This window comes from Kitasatospora sp. NPDC056273 (assembly GCF_042268845.1).
GTDB lineage: Bacteria > Actinomycetota > Actinomycetes > Streptomycetales > Streptomycetaceae > Kitasatospora.
In genome coordinates, this window is sequence record NZ_JBHJSJ010000018.1 from 1 (window position 1) to 21,534 (window position 21,534).

The 21,534-nt window shown below is 71.1% G+C and carries 13 protein-coding genes and 1 pseudogene; 4 read left to right on the plus strand and 10 right to left on the minus strand.

Annotated elements, in window-relative coordinates:
- Positions 1 to 113 (minus strand): annotated as a pseudogene (locus ACFCY1_RS18105) (electron transfer flavoprotein subunit beta); the annotation flags it as partial.
- Positions 114 to 482: 369 nt separating this feature from the next.
- Here ACFCY1_RS18105 and ACFCY1_RS18110 point away from each other — a divergent pair.
- Together ACFCY1_RS18110 and ACFCY1_RS18115 are read left to right on the plus strand one after the other, a co-directional pair.
- Positions 483 to 1,751 carry a hypothetical protein gene (locus ACFCY1_RS18110; RefSeq protein ID WP_241852862.1) on the plus strand — a complete coding sequence of 423 codons (1,269 nt, stop codon included), beginning with the start codon at positions 483 to 485 and terminating at the stop codon, positions 1,749 to 1,751.
- 110 nt (positions 1,752 to 1,861) lie between these two features.
- Positions 1,862 to 2,386: a hypothetical protein gene (locus ACFCY1_RS18115; RefSeq protein ID WP_375875186.1), complete on the plus strand. Its 525-nt coding sequence runs from the start codon at positions 1,862 to 1,864 to the stop codon at positions 2,384 to 2,386.
- Here the strand turns inward: ACFCY1_RS18115 and ACFCY1_RS18120 are convergent.
- Positions 2,352 to 4,532 (minus strand): tetratricopeptide repeat protein, encoded by a 2,181-nt coding sequence (locus tag ACFCY1_RS18120; RefSeq protein WP_375875187.1) that lies wholly within the window; start codon positions 4,530 to 4,532, stop codon positions 2,352 to 2,354. The genes ACFCY1_RS18115 and ACFCY1_RS18120 overlap by 35 nt on opposite strands.
- A 207-nt stretch (positions 4,533 to 4,739) precedes the next feature.
- Between ACFCY1_RS18120 and ACFCY1_RS18125 the strand changes: the two genes are divergently transcribed.
- Positions 4,740 to 7,799, plus strand: a complete 3,060-nt coding sequence (locus tag ACFCY1_RS18125) for a tetratricopeptide repeat protein (RefSeq protein WP_375875188.1) — start codon at positions 4,740 to 4,742, stop codon at positions 7,797 to 7,799.
- 206 nt (positions 7,800 to 8,005) lie between these two features.
- On the opposite strand, the gene ACFCY1_RS18130 is transcribed toward ACFCY1_RS18125, so the two are convergent.
- The 6 genes from ACFCY1_RS18130 to ACFCY1_RS18155 form a co-directional block, all read right to left on the minus strand.
- Positions 8,006 to 8,803, minus strand: coding sequence for a family 1 encapsulin nanocompartment shell protein (locus ACFCY1_RS18130; protein ID WP_375875189.1), 798 nt, complete (start codon positions 8,801 to 8,803; stop codon positions 8,006 to 8,008).
- Positions 8,804 to 8,829: 26 nt separating this feature from the next.
- On the minus strand, positions 8,830 to 9,846 hold the full coding sequence (locus ACFCY1_RS18135; RefSeq protein ID WP_375875190.1) for a Dyp-type peroxidase: 1,017 nt from the start codon (positions 9,844 to 9,846) through the stop codon (positions 8,830 to 8,832).
- A 32-nt stretch (positions 9,847 to 9,878) separates the two neighbouring features.
- A complete protein-coding gene (locus ACFCY1_RS18140; RefSeq protein ID WP_049652684.1) occupies positions 9,879 to 11,534 on the minus strand; it encodes a bifunctional aspartate transaminase/aspartate 4-decarboxylase in 1,656 nt (551 codons plus the stop codon).
- A 132-nt stretch (positions 11,535 to 11,666) separates the two neighbouring features.
- Positions 11,667 to 13,340 carry an aspartate-alanine antiporter gene (gene aspT, locus ACFCY1_RS18145; RefSeq protein WP_375875191.1) on the minus strand — a complete coding sequence of 558 codons (1,674 nt, stop codon included), beginning with the start codon at positions 13,338 to 13,340 and terminating at the stop codon, positions 11,667 to 11,669.
- A gap of 241 nt (positions 13,341 to 13,581) precedes the next feature.
- Positions 13,582 to 14,205 (minus strand): FMN reductase, encoded by a 624-nt coding sequence (locus ACFCY1_RS18150; protein WP_074002300.1) that lies wholly within the window; start codon positions 14,203 to 14,205, stop codon positions 13,582 to 13,584.
- Positions 14,202 to 15,317, minus strand: coding sequence for an LLM class flavin-dependent oxidoreductase (locus tag ACFCY1_RS18155; RefSeq protein ID WP_117491565.1), 1,116 nt, complete (start codon positions 15,315 to 15,317; stop codon positions 14,202 to 14,204). The genes ACFCY1_RS18150 and ACFCY1_RS18155 overlap by 4 nt, the downstream gene beginning before the upstream one ends.
- 160 nt (positions 15,318 to 15,477) lie before the next feature.
- On the opposite strand from ACFCY1_RS18155, the gene ACFCY1_RS18160 reads away from it, so the two are divergent.
- On the plus strand, positions 15,478 to 16,239 hold the full coding sequence (locus tag ACFCY1_RS18160; RefSeq protein ID WP_049651491.1) for a PP2C family serine/threonine-protein phosphatase: 762 nt from the start codon (positions 15,478 to 15,480) through the stop codon (positions 16,237 to 16,239).
- 86 nt (positions 16,240 to 16,325) lie between these two features.
- Here ACFCY1_RS18160 and ACFCY1_RS18165 read toward each other — a convergent pair whose 3' ends face one another.
- Together ACFCY1_RS18165 and ACFCY1_RS18170 are read right to left on the minus strand one after the other, a co-directional pair.
- Positions 16,326 to 18,632, minus strand: coding sequence for a collagenase (locus ACFCY1_RS18165; RefSeq protein WP_375875192.1), 2,307 nt, complete (start codon positions 18,630 to 18,632; stop codon positions 16,326 to 16,328).
- Between the two features lie 291 nt (positions 18,633 to 18,923).
- Positions 18,924 to 21,242 (minus strand): M9 family metallopeptidase, encoded by a 2,319-nt coding sequence (locus ACFCY1_RS18170; RefSeq protein WP_375875193.1) that lies wholly within the window; start codon positions 21,240 to 21,242, stop codon positions 18,924 to 18,926.
- Positions 21,243 to 21,534: the final 292 nt, after the last annotated feature.

The window sequence follows — 21,534 nt, forward strand, 5'->3', positions numbered from 1 at the left end:
TCCGACAGGAGGCCGTCCACACCCTCCCGGTCGGTGGTGTGGTCGTCCGCGAAACGACGGTCACCCGTCGCGTCCGGCACGTGCTTCACACAGACGACGATCCTCAAGCTCATGAGCGGTTCTCCTGTCACGGGTGCACGGGTGCACTGATCCATGGCCTCAGGCATGCCGAGGGTACTGAGTGCCAAGTCCGGCCCGGGCACGACCCGCGCACCGCAAGCGCCACCTGGACCGGCAGACCGTGTCGACTCCCGTCGACTGGCGTCAGAGGCTCCACGGAGAGAATACGGCACTCAGTACCCCTCGTAAAGGAACTCAGTACCCTTCCCGCTCCCGGGGCCGGACGAACGGGCGCGGAAAGCGGACACAAGGTTTCCGCAAGCACCCGCCAGATCCCCTCATGGATTCCGTCAGGGCGTCCGGGGACCATCGGCCACGGGGCCCGTCGAGGGCCAGACCTGGGATCAAGGAGGGGGAGAAGGATGACCTTGGTACACGGGGAACAGGACACCACGCCACCCCGCGGGAAACGCGGCAGCACGGCCTGGAGCAACAACGGGCCGTGGGAGACGCTGCAGGACCGCAAGGAGGTGCTGGTGGTCGCCCAGACCATGGTGTACGCGAAACGGCTCCACGACTTCTACTCGCTGCTCGCCTCGGACCTGCGGGTCCACGTGCAGTTCACGGTGGCACCGCACGTGTTCAACAGGGGCGCCACGGAGGTCCTCCGGGCACTGGGCGGCACGGTCCTGCCGTGGGAGCAGGCCGTCCGGCAGGAGTTCGACCTGATCCTGGCCGCCGGCTCCCAGGGGATGGAGCAGTTGCACGGCCCGGTCGTCCGGCTGCCTCACGGCGCTGGCAACATCAAACTGTCCCGGCGCAGCACGCCGGACGGCGAGCGGGCGGCCATCGGCCTCGGCCCGGACTACCTGTGCTGGGAGGGACGGCTCGTCCCCGCCTCCTTCGCGCTCGCCCACGAGGAGGAACTGCTCGAACTCCGGCGCACCTGCCCGGAGGCCGTCCCGATCGCCGAAGTGGTGGGCGACCCCTGCTACGACCGGATCGCCGCCGCGGTGCCGCACCGGGAGCGCTACCGGGCAGCACTGGGACTGCGGCCGGAGGAGAAGCTGGTGCTGGTCTCCTCCACCTGGGGCAACGGCTCGCTCTTCACCCGGCTCGACGCCGTGCTGCCCCGGCTGACCTCCGAGTTGCCCCAGCACGGCTACCGGACCGTCCTGCTGACGCACCCCAACATCGCGGCCGCGCACGGCTCCTACGCCGTGCACTCCTGGGCGAGGGCCACCGCACGCGGGGCCGTCACGGTCATCCCGCCCGAGACGGACTGGCGGCCGCTGCTCGTCGCCGCCGACTTCATCATCGGGGACCACGGCTCGGTCACCCTGTACGGAGCGATGACCGGCGCTCCCGTCCTGCTCGCCGAGTACCCCCACCGCCACGTCAACCCGCGGTCGCCGGCCGCCCAGCTGGCTGCCACCGCTCCGGCACTCGCTCCCGGACACCCCCTCGTCGACCAGCTCGGCTACGCCGCCGAGCAGTACCGCCCGGAGGAGTACGCCGCCATCGCCGCCCGGATCAGTTCCGAGCCCGGCCGCTTCGACCGCAACGCCCGTCGGCTGCTGTACCGCGTCCTCAGGCTGGGCCAGCCCGCCCACGTCCCGGGCCCGGAGCCGCTGCACCTGCCCGACCCGCTGGACGCGATCGCGGCGGCCGGGTCGCGGCGGGACGGATGAGCGCGGCGGTGCACAGGGTGCGGCTGGCGCCGGTCGCGGGGGCGACCGGGCCCACCGGGGTGGAACGGCCCGCTCGGGCGGAGACCGGGGCCGCTCCGGAGGCCGGGCCGATGGACGCCCGACGGACCGCGGTGCTGTTCGAGGCGCAGGTGAGTTCGGCCGTCGGCACCGTGCACGGGCTGCTGGCGGCGGAACTGCCCGCCGGAGCCGGGCCCGCATCGGCCGGTCCCGGATACGTGGACGAGCACCTCGCGCTCGACCTCACCCGGACCTCGGCGGCACGCTGGCGCCACCAGGCGGACGTGCTGCACGCCGGACGGCTGACGACAGACGGCGTCCTCGCCCGGCTCAGGGCGGTCCTGGCCACCTACCCGGGCTGTGCGCTGGCCACCGCCGAGCACCGCGCCGGAGCACTGCTGCTCCTGGCCCGGGACGGGGCGCCGCTGGTCCTGCAGCCGGCCCGGGCGGCCGGCGAACCTGTCCCGCCGCTGGCCGTCGGCTCGATGGCCCACGCCTGGCTCACGCTCGGCCGCCGGCTGGCCGAACTGGCCCGGGTCGACGTGCTCGGGTGGCATTCCCCCGTGTTCCCGCGGTCCTGTTTCAGGGCCGTGGACCGGCCGGGCGGCCGGGTGTAGCCGGGGGGCCGGATTCCGTGTCGTAGGCGGCGAGGCGGTCGGCCAGTCGGGCCGCCTCCGCCGTCGCGGCGAGTTCCCGGTAGCGGGCCAACGACTCCTCGAACCGGGCGCGCGCGGCGGCGGGGCGGCCGCGCCGCTCCTCCAGCTCTCCGGCGAACTCCAGCGTCCGGGCCTCCCAATGCCCCGACAGCCGGGCCCGGAAGCCGGCCAACGCCTCCTGGAGGCAGCGGTCGGCACGGTCGTACCCGCCCAGCGTCGTATGGGCCACCCCGAGGAAGGCGATCGCCCGGGCCGCCTCGTAGTCGTCCCCGATCGAGGCCAACTCGCGGTGCGCCCGCTCGATGGAGGTGACGGCCTCCGCCGCCCGGTCCGCGAGCAACAGCACCTCCCCGTGCGCCAGCCGGGCCAGTGCCGAGCCCCGCAGGTAGTCCTGGGCCTCCCGGATCCGGACCACCTCGCGCAGACAGTCGGCGGCCTCGTCCAGACGACCGGTCATCCGGTGAGTCTGGCTGAGCCCGTACAGCGCGTCGGCCTGTGCCAGCGGCTGCGCCAACTCCCCTGCGAGGTCGAGTGCTTCATTGAACCAACGAGCCGCCTCGGCCGCCTCGCCGGCGTTCCGCAGACCGTTCCCGCCGGAGGTGAGCATGCGCAGCTCGCCACGGCGGTCGCCGTCCGCCCGGGCCGCACGCAGGCCGATCCGGTGGGCCTCGACCCAGAGCCGGGCCGGACGCAACCGGAGGAACAACGGCCACATGGCGTCGGCGAGTTGCCAGGTGGCGGCGTTCCGGCCGCAGGCGGGCGCCCAGCGCAGCAGGTCGGCGAGGCGGTCGCGCTCCTCGTCGAGCCAACCGAGCGCCTGCGTGTCGTCGGCGAACTCCCGGGCCGGGTGCACCGGCAGGGTCCGGTACTCGCGCGGCAGCGTGCGGTGGCTCGGGGAGACGACCGCCTCGGCGGCGGTCGTCGAGGCGAGGTACCAGTCGACGATCCTGTCGGTGGCGGCGCGGCCGACCTGGGCGTCGCGAAGTCCGGCGCCGTGCCCTTGGGCGTGCAGCCGGACCAGGTCGTGGAAGCGGAACCGGCCGGGCAGCACCTCCTCCAGCAGGTGGACGTCCATCAGTTCGTCCACCAGCCGGTCCGCCGCCACCCGGTCCACGTCCGCCACCACGGCGGCCGCCTCCACGGTGAACTCGGCGAACGGCAGCAGTCCGAGCAGTCCGTACAACCGGGCCGCATCCGGCTGCAGCACGTCGTAGGAGGCGTCCAGCAGGTCCCGCACCGCCTCGCCGTCCGCGTGCAACGCCCCGAGGCGGTCGGCGCCGCGCCCCAGGATCTCGGCCGTCGCGGCGAGCGACTGCACCGGGCGGGCCGCGATCCGCGCGGCCGCCAGGCAGATCGCCAAGGGCAGCCCGCCACAGGCGTCCACCACCTCGGCGGCGGCATCGCTCTCGTCCACCACCCGGCTCCTGCCCACCCGCTCGGCAAGGATCTCGGCGGAGGCCTCCGTGGCGAGCGGGCCCAAGGACCGGAACACCGCGCCGTCGATGCCGAGCCCGGTGAGCCGGCGGCGGCTGGTCACCACGACCACCGTGTGGTCCGAACCGGGCAGCAGCGGCCGCACCTGGGCAGCCGTCGAGGCATTGTCCAACAGCACCGCGATCCGGCGCCCCGCCGCCAGCGAGCGCCAGAGCGCGGCACCCTCCGCCATGCTCCCGGGCACCGGGGAGACCCCGAAGGCCCGCAGGAAACCGCCCAGGGCCTCGGCGGGGTCGGCGGGGCCTCCGGGTGCGTAACCGCGCAGGTCCGCGTAGAGCTGGCCGTCCGGGAAACGGCCGGCCAGGCCACGAAGCCACTGCGCGGCCAGCGCCGTCTTCCCGACCCCGGCCGGACCGGTCACCACCACGGTGACGTCGGCCGACGCCGCCTCGGCGGCCAAGGAATCGTCCAGCGCCTCCAGATCGGCTTCCCGCCCCACCAACCTGCGAGGGCAGGGCGGGAGTTGCCGCGGCGTCGGCAACGCCGACGACCCGTGCAGGTGCAACCCGCCGTGGATCGCGCCGGCCTGCACCACCGGGCCGGAGACCGTCGCGGCACCGGCCAGCGAGTTCCGTACCACTCCGTACGGCAGGTTGACGTCGTTCACGGGCACCCGCCGAGCACGGTCGATCCTGTCACTGGCCCCCCAGCCTCGGACGAATTATCGGTGCGGCGCTATCACATGACGTATCGTCAAGTCGAGATTATTCCCAAAAGTACGGCCCCGGAACCCCACAGTGGTATAGCCGGTTGCCCCGGACGCATGCGATGCTCACCCGCGACACAGCAAGCTGGTAGCCAACCGGCGGGGGACGTCACGATGAAGGTTCATCTCCTCGGTTCAGTTGAACTGTCGGTGAACGGAGAGCCATTGACGATTCCGTCCGACAAGCGACGGCAACTGCTGGCCGCCCTGGCCCTGGAGGTCGGAAGGCCGCTCTCCCACGACTCGCTCGCATACCGACTGTGGGGCGAGGAACCTCCGCCCAGCGCACTGACCAGCCTCTACAGCCACGTCTCCCACCTGCGCGCACTACTGCGGCGGGCGGCGCAGGCCTCGGGGGCGAATGCCACCGGGGACGTGCCCACGATCGACACCCAATCGCACACGTACATTCTGCGGGCGGACCCACTGCTGATTGACTGGCACCGATATCTGGACCTCTCCGACCAAGCCGGACTACTCGCCGAGAACGGACAGGACCACCAGGCCAGAACCGTGCTCAGCCGCGCCGCCAACCTCTGGTGCGGCGAACCCCTGGCCGGCCTGCCCGGCACCTGGGCCCAGAACACCCGCGCCGCCATGGCCGACCAGCACTTCACCACCACGCTGCGCCGGATCGAGATCGACCTGCGCATCGGCCACTTCGCCGAACTGATCCCCGAACTCACCGCCCTGCGCGAGCACCGCCCCACCGACGAACGCCTCGCCGGCCACCTGATGACCGCGCTCTACGCCGTCGGCCGACAGACCGACGCGCTGGCCGTCTACCCCGCCGTCGCCCGACTGCTCCGAGTCCACTTCGCCACCGAGCCCGGCGAACCGCTCACCCGCCTCCACCAGCTCATCCTGCACGGCGACCCGCTCCCCGGGCCGCCGGTACGGAACGAGGCCGTACTGACCCCCGCCCCCCAGGCCGTACCGCCCACCGACATCCCCGGGCGGCACCGGCTGATCGGCCGGGAGGACGACCTCCGCCGCGTCCTGCCCGGCCCTGACACCCGGCTCGCCCGCGGCGGCGTCGTCACCGTCTCGGCGATCCTCGGCATGCCCGGGGTCGGCAAGACCACCCTCGCCCTGCACGCCGCCGACCTGATGCGCGAGCACTTCCCAGACGGCTACGTCTACCTCAACCTGCGCGCCCACGTCGGCAACCAGCCGCCGCTCACCCCGGAGGCCGCAGGCGCCCTGCTGCTCAGACGCCTGGGAGTGCCCGCCAGCACCATCCCGCTCGACGCCGACGAGGTCTTCGCACTGTGCGCCGAGGCGCTGTCCTCGCGCCGCGCCGTCGTCATCCTCGACGACGCCTCGAACGCCGCTCAGGTCCGCCCGCTGCTGCCGCCCGCCCCGTCCGCCCTGGTACTCGTCACCAGTCGCCAGCGGCTGACGGAGCTCCCGGACGCCCGGCCGGTGTTCCTGGACGTGCTGACAGTGGACGACGCCGTGGCCCTGTTCACCAACGTGGTCGGCCCCGAGCGCTCGACGGACCCGCAGAGCATCATCGAGATCGTCGAGCGATGTGGCCACCTGCCCCTCGCCATCGAGATCGCCGCCAGCCGCTTCAAGGGCCGCCCGTCCTGGACCCTCGCCCACTTCGCCCGGCGCCTCTCCCGGAAGAACGGCAGGCTCGCCGAGATCCGCAGCGGCACCTCCAGCATCGCCCGGGTCTTCGAGGTCTCCTACCAGTACCTTTCCGCCAGCCAGCGGTCGGCATTCCGGCTGCTCGGCCTCTACCCCGGACCGGATTTCGGCGTCCATGCGGCAGCGGCCCTGCTCGGGCGGAGTGTCGATGAGACTGATGAGGTTCTGGAGGCATTGTTGAACTGCCACCTGATCCAGGAGATCGCGCCAGAGCGCTATCAACTACACGATCTTCTAAGGGAGTTCGCAGTTGCCCTGGGGGTCGATCGGAATCAGTGGGAATCGGCGGCCCGGAGACTGCTCCGCTTCACCCTGTGCGTCGCCGACCGCGCAGACCGCCTGCTCTATCCACACAGATCGAGAGCATCACTTCCAGGGGGCGGACAACTCGACGACCTGGAAGAGCTTTTGGGTGATATGGACATGAACTCGCATGAATGTGCCAGGACTTGGCTGGAGGCGGAGCACACCAGCCTGGTAGCGCTGACCTCGCACGCACACCGCATCGGGCTCGCGGAGAGCGGTGCCTGGCTCGCCCACGTCCTGGCCGGCCATCTGAACGCCGAAGCCTACTGGGGTGAGGCCCAGGACATGCACCGGGCAGCCGCGGCGTACTGGCGGTCGCAGGCGAACCACCGGCAGGAGTCACGGGCGCTGATCGATCTGGGCGCGACGCTCGCCTACGCCTCCCGCTACGAACCGGCGATCGAGACCCTGGAGGACGGGCTCGCGCTCGCCCGATCGCAGGGCGAACTCGACGCGGCGGCGAACGGTCTCAACCTGCTCAGCCGGCTGCACTGGGAGCAGACCCGACTCCATGAGGCGCTGACGGTACAACAAGAAGTGCTGGCCATTCGAGAGGAACAGGACGACCAGTGGAACGTCGCCCGCTGCCTCGTCAACATCGGCATCCTGCACCGGTCGGTGGGCGACTCGGAATCAGCGCACGCCGTCTACACCAGCGCATTACCATTGGCCCGTAAATTCAATGACCTGGTTCTCGAATTCCGGATCCTGAACAACTTCGGCGAGCTCCACCTCAGTGCCGGGCGAAATTCGACAGCACGGAAGGTATTCGAGCGGATTCTGGACGGCGCAGGCGAGGCAATCCCCCCGCTGGACCTGTCCGTAGCCCGCGCCAATCTTGCGGAAACGTTGGAAATCCCGGGTGAACTCGAACCCGCCCTCGCGCTCTACCGGTCGGCTCTGACGACTTTCCGTGAATTCGGAACCGTCCGCCACGAGGCCGACGGCCGCAACGGGCTCGGGCGGGCCCTGCTCGCCGCCGGTCGGCGCGAGGAGGCCCTGGAACAGCACTTGCTCGCCCTGGAGCTGGCACGTTCCATCGGCACCGCCCGCGAGCAAGCGGCCGCCATGCGCGGCTTGGGCACGTGCGAGGCGGCAGCCGGAAACCGGTCTGCCGCGCTCGCCCATCTGACATCGGCCCTCACTTTGGCCGAGAAGGTCGGTATCGCGGACGAGGTTGCACGGATCCAATCGGCGATCGACGACGTTTGATCGTAATCTTCATATGATCACCATTCATCGAAGTGGAGTTCGATACTCGGATAACGATTTGGATCTTCCCGCCTGGCTATGCGACGCTCTACGCCACAAGCGGCCCCTGCCGACCGAACCGGGACAGGAAGCAAGAGCGCCATGAGCACGTTTGTCTACATAGCCCACATCGCCATCGGGATCTTCACGTCGAGCCCGCTCTGGTGCTAGCCGCGTAGGACGACGGCCGCCTCTCCCGTGTACACGCGGAACGTCAGCGTCTCCTGAAGGTAGAGCTGAATCGTTTCGGCATCGTGGGAGAGGTAGCCCACGGAGGCGTCCTGGCCAAGGTGGAGTTCGAAGTCGCCGCCTCGGGTGGAGAGCAGGTAGGCGCCTTCGATGGCCGGGGCCCAGATGATCTCGCCGTCGAGGAGGCGGGCGAGGTGGTTGTGGACCGGGAAACCTTGGTCGCTGGCCTCATTGACAGTGGTGAAGGCGGCGGCGCCGAGCAGGAGTGAGTAGGGACCGCCGACGCCGGCCAGGCGGAGGGCGGTGAGGGCGCGGCTGACGGCCTCCGGGTATTCGCGGACGTCCTCGGGGAGTTGGACCGGCGGGTTGGTGGAGGCGGCACGGATGCCGTCGATGGAGGCCGCGCGGTAGCCCTCGAAGACGGCGCGGTCTTCGGCCAGGGCGAGCTTGCGGCCCGCGTCCTTCACGGGTTGCCAGTCGGAGTCCCGGGAGCCGCGTTCGACGTCGTCCACGGCATCGCGGCGGACGGTGAAGGGGACGCGTAGCTCGACCACCGGCTGGGCGGTGCGGGCGCGGGCCTGGATACCGTCCGTCGGGGGGTCGATGGCGGTCAGGTGGCCGGTGCCGACGGCGGCGAGGGTGGCGCCCTCGGGGCCGTTGAGGTCGACGACGCGGCGGCCGGCGATGTGGAGCTTGAAGGTCTGGCGGGCCTCCTCCTCGATCTCCTCCCAGGCGGCGGCGGAGATCGGGGCGAGGTCGCGGTGGAGGTTGTCCATGGGCGGGGTCCTGTTCAAAGGGTCTGTCAGGGGGTCTGCTTGAGGCTGCCGATGCCGAGCGAGCCGTCCCCGGAGCGGGCGGCGGACGCGGGGGCGGAGCCGGGCGCCGGGGGCGGGGAGTCGAGGAAGTCGGCGGTCGGGACGAAGAACTGCCCGCCGGTGACGGCGGTGGAGAAGTCGAGCAGCCGGTCGGTGGTGCCGGGCGGGTTGCCGACGACCATGTTGCGCAGCATCTGCTCGGTCACCCCGGGGTCGGCCGCGTAGCCGATGAAGTAGGTGCCGGACTCGCCGCCGCGGTCCGCGGAGCCGAAGGTGCCGTACGGCATGTTGAAGCGGACGATCTTCCGCTCCTCGCCGTCCGGGCCGGTGATGACGGTGAGTGCCACGTGCGAGTCGGCGGGTTTGGCGTCCTCGGACAGTTCGATGTCGTCGAGTTTGGTGCGGCCGACCGCCCCCTCCTGCTGCTCGACGCTCAGCGCGTTCCACTTGTCCATGGCGTGCACGTACCGCTGGACGAGGACGTAGCTGCCGCCGGTGAACCCCGGGTCCTCGGCGCCGACCAGGGCCGCGCGTTCGGCGGCCCGGCCCTCCGGGTTCTCGGTGCCGTCGACGAAGCCGAGCAGGTCGCGGTCCTCGAAGTACTTGAAGCCCTGGACGGAGTCGACGACGGTGGCGGCCCCGGCGAGCCGGCCGGTGAGCTGCGCGGCCAGTTCGAAGCAGAGGTCCATCCGCTCCGCCCGCAGGTGCAGCAGCAGGTCGCCGGGGGTGGCCGGGGCGCGGTGGCGGGGGCCGGCGACCTCCTGGAAGGGGTGCAGGGAGGCCGGGCGGGGGCCGGTGAAGAGGCGGTCCCAGAGCTCGGAGCCGATGCCGGTGACGCAGGTGAGGCCGCCGTCGGGGGCCCGGAAGCCGACCGCGCGGCGCAGTCCGGCGAGTTCGGGCAGCAGCTCGCGGACGGCGGCCTCGCGGCCGGGTTCGACGGTGAGGACCAGGAAGACGGCCGCGCTGGTCAGCGGGGAGAGGACGGCTTGCGATTCGGCCTGCATGGTGGTGGTTCTCCTCGTCGTCGTGGCTTTTCTCAGGACGCCCGGGAGGCGTCCCACTCGGCGCGGTAGTCCGCGAAGATCTGCTTGAGGTGGTGCCCGATCTTCAGGTAGTCGAGGTCGTCGAGGTTCGCCAGCGAGACCCGGACGGACCATTCGGGCCCGTCGAAGCCGCCGCCGTTGAGCAGCACCACGCCGGTCTGCTCGGCGAGCCGGAACAGCGGTTCGGTGGGCTCGTAGTTCTTCTCCAGGAAGGTCGCGAAGTCCTTGCCCGCGACCCGTTCGGCCTCGGCCAGCAGGTCGAGCTCGACGTAGTAGCCGGCCCGCCCGGGGTCGTCCGCGATCTTCATGCCGGAGCCCTCCATCAGCAGGTCGAGCCGCCGGCGGACGATGCCCTGCACCCGCGCCTTGTACGCCTTGCCCTCGGGCAGCAGCGCGAACAGCGAGAAGAGCACCATCTGGGCCTGCTGCGGCAGGCTGAGCCCGGCGGTGTGGTTGAGCGCGACCTGCCGGGAGTCGGCGACCAGCCGGTCGATGAAGCGGAGCTTCCCGGGTTCCAGGCTCAGCGTGCCGTACCGGCGCGCGAGGCGCTCCTTCCACTCCGCGGGGAGGGCGGCGATCAGGTCGTCGATCACGTTGTCCCGGTCCAGGCCGATCACCCCGAGGCGGTGGCCGGTGGCGCCGTAGTGCTTGGAGTACGAGTAGACGAGCAGGGTGTTGCGGGGCAGTTCGGCGGCCAGGGTGCGGAAGCCGTCCACGAAGGTGCCGTACACGTCGTCGGTGACGATCATCAGGTCGGGGTTGGTGGTGGCCACGATCTGCTTGATCTGGTCGGTGACCTGGCGGGACAGCGCCAGGGAGGGCGGGTTGCTCGGGTTGACCAGGCAGACCAGCCTGATCCCGGGGTCGGCCAGCTTGGCGACCTCGTCCGCCGGGTAGCGCCACTCCCGCACCCCGGTCTCGACCAGCTTGTCGGCCTGGATCCGGACCACCTCGAAGCCGTAGGTGTCCAGTTCGGGGATCTCGATGTACGGGGTGAACACCGGCACCATCAGGGCGATCCGGTCGCCCTTGTGCAGCAGGCCGTTCTTCGTCAGCGAGTCGAAGACATAGCACATCGCGGCGGTGCCGCCCTCGGTGGCGAACAGCTCGGGCTGCTGCGGCGACGGGGGCCGCCGGTCCATCAGCTCCTCCTGGAGGTAGCCGCGGACGATCCGCTCGGCGTGCACCAGCATCCGGTCGGGGACGGGGTAGTTGTCGCCGATGCTCGCGTCGGCGAGCTCGTGGAGGAAGGCCTCGCGCTCGAACCCGAAGCGGTCGACGGCGAGTTCGACGCTGCGCCGGAGCAGCTCGATGCCGGGAAGCCCGGGGTGGCCGCGGACGAAGGCGTCGAAGCGGCCGGCGATGCCGGACCGCTCCGGCATGCCGCCGAGGTCGTCGGCGGTCCAGACCCGGCGGCTCTCCGCCAGCGCGAAGTGGCCGAGCGCGAGGCAGGCCTCGCGGGGGCCGGTGCAGACCCAGTTCGGGTTGCCGCGACCGGCGTTGAGCATGTGGGCGGTGGACTTGCCCTTCTGCCCGGGCTCGTCGCGCTGGTAGGCCTCGGCGAGCCGGACGAACTCGGCCTTGAGCTCGAAGGGGCTGAGCCGGGCCAGTCGGCGGATCTCCTCGCGGCCGGTCGTGGGCTTCGTCATGGCGTTCTCGACTCTCCTCGGGAAGACGGGCGTTCGGCCCGGCAGGGCGACGGCGGCGGCGCCCCGGACGGCTCTCCTCGCCGCACGGCGGCGGCGCCGGCGCTCGACGCGATGATGCGACGGTCCGTCATGTCAGCTCCCCAGCATGCCGACCAGGATCGGTCCGGTGAGCGGGAGCAGGAAGTTGGAGATGGTGTAGGTGATCGTGTAGCCCAGCATCGGGATGCTGCTCTGCGCGACGTTGGTGACGGCGGTGATCGCCGGGGTGCTGCACTGCTGGCCGGCGATGGCGCCGACCAGGATCGGCGGCTCGATCCTCAGCAGCTTGCGGCCGACGAACAGCGAGAGCACGGCCGGGACGGTGACCATGAGGATGCCGGACAGCGGCAGCAGCACCGGGTGGTCCTTGAGCAGCGCCGCCGCGTCCGGGCCCGCGGCCAGGCCGGTGACCGCGATGAAGACGGAGAGCCCGAGGTCCTTGGCGGTCTGCGCGGCGACCGGCGGATAGGCCCCGAAGGTGGGCCGCTGGGCCCTGAGCCAGCCGAAGACCAGACCGGAGACCAGGCAGCCGCCGCCGGTGCCGAGCGAGAGCGCGGCGTTCCCGGCGTGCACGGTGACCAGGCCGATCAGCACGCCGACGCAGATGCCGAGGCTGATGTAGATGTAGTCGATGGCGTCCTTGCGGATGCCGACGCCGGCCTTGGCGGCGAACCGGTCGACGGCCGAACGGGCGCCGGTGACGGTCACGGTGTCGCCGCGGTGCAGCTCGGTGTCGGCGATCGCGGGCAGGTGCTGGTCGACCCGCTGGATGTCGGTCAGGTAGATCCCGGAGGTCGTGGACGGCTGCTCCTCGGCCAGCTCCCCCGCTGTCCGGCCGACGAAGTCCCGGTTGGTGAGGACGATGTCGCGGACCACCAGCGGGCTGTCCAGGCCGGGTACGCCGGAGGTCTCCGGGCCCAGTTCGTGGCCGGTGTCGATGACCGCCTCGCGGCGGCCGACCAGCAGCACGAGGTCGCCGCGGCGCAGCCGGAAGTCCCGGTCGGGGTGGAGGGTGCGGCCGTCCCGCCGGACGCCCTCGACGGTGACCAGGCCGGGCTGGACCTCCTCGACCCGGGCGATGGCCGAGCCCTCGCCCTGGGAGACCAGGTAGGTACGGCCGACCAGCGGGGGCAGTGCGGGCTGCTCGTCGGCGGCCGGCGCGCCCTTGCCGCCGCGCAGCCCCTCCCACAGTTCCCGGGAGGCGTCGGGCAGCTTGATCCGCATGACCAGCGGGAAGATCTGGCTGGTCAGCAGCACGATGGAGACCAGTCCGAAGAGGTAGCAGACCGAGTAGGCGGCGGCCACGTGGTTCTGCAGCTGGGCGGACTGGTCGGCGCTGATGCCGGAGAGGTTGGCGATCGCCTCCTGGGCGGTGCCGACCACGGCCGACTCGGTGGCCGCCCCGGCCAGGATGCCGGCCGCGGTGCCGACGTCCAGGTCGAAGGCCTTGCCGATGCCGTAGGCCATCCCGACGACCAGCACCGCCTCCATGACGCAGAGCACCGCGAAGCGCAGGCCCTTGGCGTTGAGGTTGGCGAAGAACTGGGGGCCCGCGATGTAGCCGAGCGAGAAGATGAACAGGGCGAAGGCGACGTTCTTGACGTCGGCGTCGACGCTGACGTGCCGGCTGCCGATCAGCATGGCGACGATCAACGTGCCGCAGATTCCGCCGAGTCGGATCGGCCCGACGCGCAGTTTGCCGAGCAGGTAGCCGAGCGCCAGGCAGACGAACAGCGCGAGGACGGGGTTCTCCCGCAGCAGGCTCACGGCAGCCGCCCCCGCCGCGGTGCGGGGACGCCGAACGGGGGACGGACCAGCACTAATCTGATCATGGGAATGATTACACCGCAAAGCGGACAATCCGGCACGGCCGACGCGCATCCGAACGGCATCGGCGGACGACCCCGCCGGACGAGCCCACCGGACGGGCCCGCCGAGCGGACGCGCCGAACGGCCCCGCCGGGAGGCTGTCCCGACGGGGCCGTTCGGACCGGGGGCCGAGGCCGGCTCAGACCCGCAGGGCCGCCAGCTGCTCGGCGAACGGCACCACCTGGTCGGGCAGCGCCGGCGCCGCCGGGGCCCGCCCGGCCAGCAGGGCCGCCAGCTCGCCGGCCGCCCGGTCGATCCGGCGCGGCAGGCCGTCGGTGAGCCCGTCCCCCGCCGCGCCCCAGTCGTCGGTGGCCGCGTAGACGGCCGTCGGCAGCACCACCGCGCGCAGGTAGCTGAACAGCGGGCGGACGGCGTGCTCCAGGGCGAGCGAGTGCCGGGGCGTGCCGCCGGTGGCGGCGATCAGCACCGGCTTGCCGGTGAGCGCGTCGTTGTCGACCACGTCGAAGAAGGACTTGAACAGGCCGCTGTACGAGGCCGTGAAGATCGGCGTCACCGCGATCAGGGCGTCCGCCTCCGTGACCGCCTCGATCGCCGCGCGCAGCCCGGCGCCGGGGAAGCCGGTGACGAGGTTGTTGGCGATCTCCACCGCCAGGTCCCGCAGTTCGACCACGGTGACCTCCGCCTCCCGCCCCTCCAGGGCGAGTCGGCGCACCGTCGAGTCGGCGAGCCGGTCGGCCAGCAGCCGGGTCGAGGACGGCTTGCTCAGCCCGGCACTCACCACCACCAGCTTGAACGCGGTCACTTGGCCACCTCCACGGTGTTCTCGTCCTTCTCGTCCTTCTCGTCCTTGGCCGCGACCAGCGCGGCGTGGGTCGGCCCGTCCGGCACCCCGGCCGGGCGGCCCTTGGCGAACTCCTCGCGCAGCACCGGCACGACCTCCTCGCCGAGCAGGTCCAGCTGCTCCAGCACCGTCTTCAGCGGCAGGCCGGCGTGGTCCATCAGGAACAGCTGGCGCTGGTAGTCGCCGAAGGACTCGCGGAAGGTCAGGGTCTTCTCGATGACCTCCTGCGGGCTGCCCACGGTCAGCGGGGTCTGCTCGGTGAACTCCTCCAGCGAGGGCCCGTGCCCGTACACCGGCGCGTTGTCGAAGTACGGACGGAACTCGCGCACCGCGTCCTGGGAGTTCTTCCGCATGAACGCCTGTCCGCCGAGGCCGACGACCGCCTGCTCGGGCGTGCCGTGGCCGTAGTGGGCGAAGCGCTCGCGGTAGAGGTTGATCAGCTTCTTGAAGTGCTCCTTGGGCCAGAAGATGTTGTTCGCGAAGAAGCCGTCACCGTAGTAGGCGGCCTGCTCGGCGATCTCGGGGCTGCGGATCGAGCCGTGCCAGACGAACGGCGGGACGTCGTCCAGCGGGCGCGGGGTGGAGGTGAAGCCCTGGAGCGGGGTGCGGAAGCGGCCCTGCCAGTCGACGACCTCCTCGCGCCACAGCTGGTGCAGCAGCGCGTAGTTCTCGATCGCAAGCGGGATGCCCTGGCGGATGTCCTGGCCGAACCAGGGGTAGACCGGGCCGGTGTTGCCGCGGCCCATCATGACGTCCACCCGGCCCTCGGCCAGGTGCTGGAGCATCGCGAAGTCCTCGGCGATCTTCACCGGGTCGTTGGTGGTGATCAGCGTGGTCGAGGTGGAGAGGATGATGCGGTCGGTCTGCGCGGCGATGTAGCCGAGCATGGTCGTCGGCGAGGACGGGACGAACGGCGGGTTGTGGTGCTCGCCGGTCGCGAAGACGTCCAGGCCGACCTCCTCGGCCTTGCGGGCGATGGCGACCATCGCCTTGATCCGCTCGTGCTCGGTCGGGGTGCGGCCGGTGGTCGGGTCGGTCGTCACGTCGCCGACGGAGAAGATTCCGAACTGCATGCTGATCACCACATCCCAGGTAGTCCAACTTTCAACCACCTTAGCATCCGGGTGGGGCCCGTTATTCCCCCTCCCCCGCTCCCCCTCGTCGTCCCCCCTCCCCAGCGGCGACAATGGAAGGCGCGGGCGGCCAGGGAAGGCTCCGGAAGGGCGGCGGACGATGGGTCCGTACATCGCGGTGAGCGCGCTGAGCCACGAGGGCCTGGTGCGGGAGCACAACGAGGACAGCCTCACGGTCGGGCCGTGGACGCTCTGCGCCACCGTGACCACCAACCCGCAGACCCTGCTCTTCCCGCTCGGCCCGCCCTGCGTGATCGCGGTCGCCGACGGCCTGGGCGGCCACCCCGGCGGCGAGGTGGCCAGTGCCCTGGTCGCCCGCCGGCTCGCCGCCGACGGGGGCGCGCTGGACGGCGAGGAGGCCGTCCGCGAGGAGCTCCTGGCCTGCAACCGGGCCGTCTACGCGGCCGCCGCCGAGGAGCCGGAGCTCGCCGCGATGGGCACCACCGTCGCCGGGCTGGTGCTGCTGCCCGAGTGGGCGCTGGCCTTCAACGTCGGCGACAGCCGGGTCTACCGGATCACCGGGGACGGGCTGCGCCGGGTGAGCGTGGACGACAGCCCGCCGCTGCCGCCCGGACGGCGCACCACCTCGGTGGTCACCCAGACCCTGGGCGGCTCGCTCGGGCTCACCTTCGTCGAGCCGCACGTCCGGGCCGTGCCGCTGACCGCCGGGGACCGGTACCTGGTGTGCAGCGACGGCCTGACCGACCCGGTGCCCGAGGAGGAACTGGCCGGGCTGCTGGAGCGGTCGTTCGAGGGGGCGGACCGCTCGGACGGCAGGGCGGCGTTCGAGCTGTGGAAGGCGGCGATCGAGGCCGGCGGGCCGGACAACATCACCCTGGCGCTGGTGCGGGTCGGCGCGTAGGGCGCCCGTACGGAACGGACCCGCCCCGGGCGGGGCGCCGTAGCGCTCCGCCCGGGGCGGTCACCTGTCCGTTCGCCGTACTCGGCTCACATTTCGCTCGTGACGCTCACCCCGCTGAAGCTCTGCTGGGCGTAGAGGCTGAAGAAGATGTAGCCGCCGGCCGGCGGGTCCGTGACGGTCAGCGTCTCGGAGTTGTCCGGGCCGGTCGACCGCGCGGTGTTCGTGTCGGTGTAGGCCCAGCTCGTCGGGTTGTAGTAGAGGTCGCCGTTGCCGGTGCCGCCGCTGGTGGTGATCTTCACCTGCTTGGTGCCGGCCGGCACCAGGAGGTAGAAGTGCGCGTAGTTGCCCGTGGTGGCCGCGACGTTGCTGCGGGTGCAGTTGGCCGCCAGCAGCCGGGTGTCGGTGCCGGTGCACTCGGGCAGCGGGGTGCCCGGCGTGGTGGGCGGGTTGCCGCTGCCGTCGGTGGCGCAGCCGCCGGACGCGCACTTGGTCAGCCAGCTGTCGAAGTCGGCGTCGTAGCGGGTGCCGATGGTGGTCTTCAGGATGGTGCGGGCACCGTCCCAGTCACCGGTGCGGTACTTGGCGAGGACCGCGTCCAGGTCGGAGCGGTGCTGCTCCAGCATGTAGCGCACGGCCAGGTAGCCCCAGCGGTAGACCCGGTCCTGGTCGCCGTAGCCGGTGTCGAAGAGGTCGCTCAGCTTGTAGGTGTGGCGGGCGGCCGCCGCGATGGCGCCGTCGTTGTTCACCTTGCGGTACGAGTAGGAGACGTACTCCGCGAAGCCCTCGACCCACCAGACGGTCGGGGTCTTCATGCCGGCCTCGAAGTCGCCGTACATGTCGAACCGGCCGTCGAGGTAGTGGGTGTACTCGTGGTTGAGGTTCCAGATCTCGAAGGACGGACGGGCCCACTCGGCCTCGTAGCAGAGGAAGCGCGGCTGGTTGTCGGCCTTGGTCGGGTCGCCCTCCAGGTACATGCCGCCGTTGTTGGTGTCGATGCCGTAGATCGCGGCGGCGAGGACCTGGTAGTCGAGCGAGGAGTGGAAGGCCACGACCTCGATCGTCTTGTTGTTGTCGTCCTTGACCGGGCCGCTGTCCTTGGCCACCGAGTGGAAGTACTCGTCCTGGCCGTTGAGGCTGGTGCAGGCGGTGTTCAGCTGGGTGGCGTCCAGCGCCTGGGCGAGCAGCGTGATGCTCGGGCTGCAGGTGTGCTTCACGGTCAGCACGCCGGCCTTGAGCTGGGCGGACTTGTCACAGGTGCCGTAGAAGGAGCAGTTGCCCTGGTCGTAGTAGTCGACCGCCTCCGCGACCGCGGCCCACTGGTAGACGGTGCGGCCCTTCGGCTCCGACTTCTCGACCAGCGTCTTGGCCAGCGGACGGACCTTGGCCTGGAGGGCGGTGTCCTTCAGGAAGCGGGTCAGCTCCTTGGTCGCGTTGTAGACCAGCACGCCGAAGCTGTCGCCGAGCAGGGCGTTGTTGCGGGTCGCGAAGTCGGACAGCGCGTCCAGCACGCTCGGGTCCGCCTCGACGGCCGCGTCGAAGCCGGGCACCTGGTGGCCGCGGAACAGCACGGTGAACACCGGGTTGACCGCCCAGGCCATGCCGGCCGGGTTCCAGGTGTCGGCCTTGTAGTCGCCCAGCAGCCGCTTGACCACCGGCAGGAAGCGCACGTTCTCCTGCGCGCTGTCGATCAGGGTGACGGCCTCGCCCAGGATGGGCGCGTTGCCCGAGGCGACGTCGCGCGAGTGGGCGCTGTTGAAGAAGGCGTCCAGCCCGGACTGGATCGCGGTCTTGAGGCCGGCGCCGTACTCGCCGACGTCCTCCTTGTGGTACCACTGCACGAAGTAGCCGGCGCGCAGGTAGAGCACCAGCTGCTCGACCGAAGTGCTGTTGTCACCGGGGTAGTTGGCCGACGCGTCGCGCAGCGCGTAGGCCACCGTGCTCATCTGCTCCTCGCGGAACGCGCCGCGCGCGTCGCCGCCGGTGAGCTGGAACAGGCTGTTGATGCAGTTGATGTCCGCGCTCTTGATGTGCTGGACCAGGTCGCTGCCGGTCCGGCCGCTGAAGTCGCCGACGGTACAGGCCTGTTCGGCCGCCGCGCCGAGGCTGAGCGCCTTGGCGGTCGGCCGGACCTCGGCCGGCCGGGTGTCGACCGAGAGCGGGGCACGCTGGTCGACCGAGGCCAACTGCTGCCCGCTGTCGGCTCGTTCGGCTGCGCCGGTGGCGGGCTGCGGGGCCGGCCCGGTGGGGACGGGCGCGGGCGAGCCGCCGGGGGTGGGGGTGGCGGGGGCGGCCTGGGACTGCGGGGCGAACAGGCCGACCGCCAGGAACAGGGACAGGACGAGCGTCAGCAATCGTGCCAGCTGCGGGAGTCGCAGCAGACGTGAAGGACTCACGTGGGGGCCTCCGGGCCGTCGTCGGCCGCGATTTGGGGCGCGGCCGGTGGGGGGTGTCGAGGACCGCTGGTGACGGCGCCGCGTGGGGAGCGGTTCCGTCGGGCACGGTGGGGGGTGTGACATGTACCATGGCACATCTCACATGGCCTTGGGAACCCGGGGCGTTGTGCGCAGTTTGCGGGGAATTCACGGAGGGATCGTGGTGACGGTCCGTCAACAGACCCGCCCCGGGCGGGGCGCCGTAGCGCTCCGCCCGGGGCGGTCACCTGTCTGGGGTCAGCCGGGGTCGGCTCACATCTCGCTCGTGACACTCACCCCGCTGAAGCCCTGCTGGGCGTAGAGGCTGAAGAAGACGTAGCCACCGACCGGCGGGTTGGTGACGGTCAGCGTCTCCGCGTTGTCCGGACCCGCCGAGCGCGTGACGTACGCGTTGGTGTAGGCCCAGCTCGTCGGGTTGTAGTAGAGGTCGCCGTTGCCGGTGCCGCCCTTGCTGGTGACCTTGATCTGCTTGGTGCCGGCCGGCACCAGGAGGTAGAAGTGCGCGTAGTTGCCGGTGGTCGCCGCGACGTTGCCGCGCACGCAGTCGGCCGCCAGCAGCCGGACGTCGTTGCCCGCGCACTCCGGCAGCTGCGGCTGGCCCGGCGTGTCGGTGGCGCAGGCGCCGGCGGCGCACTTGGTCAGCCAGCTGTCGAAGTCGGCGTCGTAGCGGGTGCCGATGGTGGTCTTCAGGATGGCGCGGGCGCCGTTCCAGTCACCGGCGCGGTACTTGGCGAGGACCGCGTCGAGGTCCGAGCGGTGCTGCTCCAGCATGTAGCGCACGGCCAGGTAGCCCCAGCGGTAGACCCGGTCCTGGCTGCTGGTGGCGTAGACGGTGTCGAACAGCTCGCTCAGCCGGTAGGCGTGCTGCGAAGCGACCGCGATGGCACCGTCGTTGACGACCTTGCGGTACGAGTAGGAGACGTACTCCGCGAAGCCCTCGACCCACCAGTCGATCGGCTGGACCTGGCCGGCGTCGTAGTCGCCGTACACGTTGAACCGGCCGTCGAGGTAGTGGGTGTACTCGTGGTTGAGGTTCCAGATCTCGAAGGACGGGCGGGCCCACTCGGCCTCGTAGCAGAGGAAGCGCGGCTGGTTGCCGACCGCCGCCGGGTCGCCCTCCAGGTACATGCCGCCGTTGTTGGTGTTGATGTCGTAGATGACCGCGGCGAGCACCTGGTAGTCGAGCGAGGAGTGGAAGGCCACGACCTCGATCGTCTTGTTGTTGTCGTCCTTGACCGGGCCGTTGTCCTTGGCCACCGCGTGGAAGAACGCGTCCTGGCCGTTCAGGCTGGTGCAGGCGGTGTTCAGCTGGGCGGCGTCCAGCGCCTGGGCCAGGATGACGATGCTCGGGCTGCAGCTGTGCTTCACCGTCAGGTTGGCGGCCTTGAACTTCGCCGGGTCGTCACAGGTGCCGTAGTACGAGCAGTTGCCCTTGTCCCACCAGTTCACCGCGAGCGTCACCGAGCCGCGCTGGTACATCGTGGGGCCGGTCGGGGCGGACTGCTGGGCCAGGGCCCGCGCGTAGGGGCGCAGCCGGGGCAGCAGGTCCGGGTACTGCATGAAGCGGGTCAGCTCGTTGGTCGCCTCGTAGACCGTCCGCCCGTAGGTGCCGCCGTGCAGGCCCTGGTTGCGGGAGATGAAGGTGAACAGGGCGTCCAGCACGCTCGGGTCGGCCTTGACGGCGGGGAGGAAGTCGGCCTCCCAGTGGCCGGCGAACAGCGCGGTGAGCGCCGGGGTCACCGCGTAGACCATGCCGTTCGGGTTCCAGGTGGCGCTGTCGTAGTCGGACAGCAGGCGCTTGACGACGGGCAGGTAGCGGGCGCTGTCCTTGATGCTGTCGATCAGCGTGGCCGCGCGGGCCAGCGGGCTCGCGTTGTCCGCGGTGACGTCCCGCGAGCGGGGGTTGGCGAAGAACGCGTCCAGCGCGGCGCGGGAGGCGTCCTTCAGGCCGCTGCCGTAGGGGCCCACCACGTCGGGGTTGTAGAACTGCGTGAAGTAGCCGGCCTGCAGGTAGAGCATCAGCTCCGCGATCGAGCCGCTGTCGTTGCCCTGGTAGCCGTTGGCGGCGTCGCGCACCGCGTTCGCCACGGTGACCATCTGCGACTCGCGGAAGGCGTTGGCGGCGTCGCCGCGGCCGATCTTGAACAGCGAGTTGACGCACTGGAGGTCGACGGACTTGATCTGCTGGACCAGCGCGCTGCCGGTCCGGCTGGTGAAGTCGCCGACGTTGCAGGGCCGGGCGGCGGCCGCGTCCAGGCCGAAGGCCTTGGCCTGCGGCTGCCCGGCCGTCGGCAGGCCGGTGAGCGGGGCCGTCGGCGACTGGGGCACCAGGTCCTCGGGGCTGAGGCGCTTGCGGCCGTCCGGCTTCGCCGGGGTGGTGTCGGCGCGGCTCTCGCCGATCGCGGGCGGCGGCGCCAGGTGGGCGGGCGCCGTGCCCGTGGGCGTACCGGCGGGGGTGCCGCCGGGGGTGGTTCCGCCGGGGGTGGGGCCGGCGGGGGCGGCCTGGCTGAGCGGGGCGAACAGGCCGACCGTCAGGAACAGGGACAGGACGAGCGTCAACAGTCGTGCCAACCGCGGGACTCGCAGTAAGCGTTGGCCATTCACGTGGGGGCCTCCGGGCCGTCATCGGCCGCGATTTGGGGCGCGGCCTACGGGGGAGCGAGGACCGTCCGCGACGGGACCCGTGGGGCGGGTCCGTCGTGGAAACAGTGGGGATGTGCCATGTAATATTGCACACATCACACATCATTGTGAAGGCCTTTACCCAAGCCCTACCCATCCGGAAAAGCGGAAGGGCATGGCGACGTCGTCGTCGCCATGCCCTTCGGGCCCGCGGATCGGTGGAACCGACTACCGCCGGATT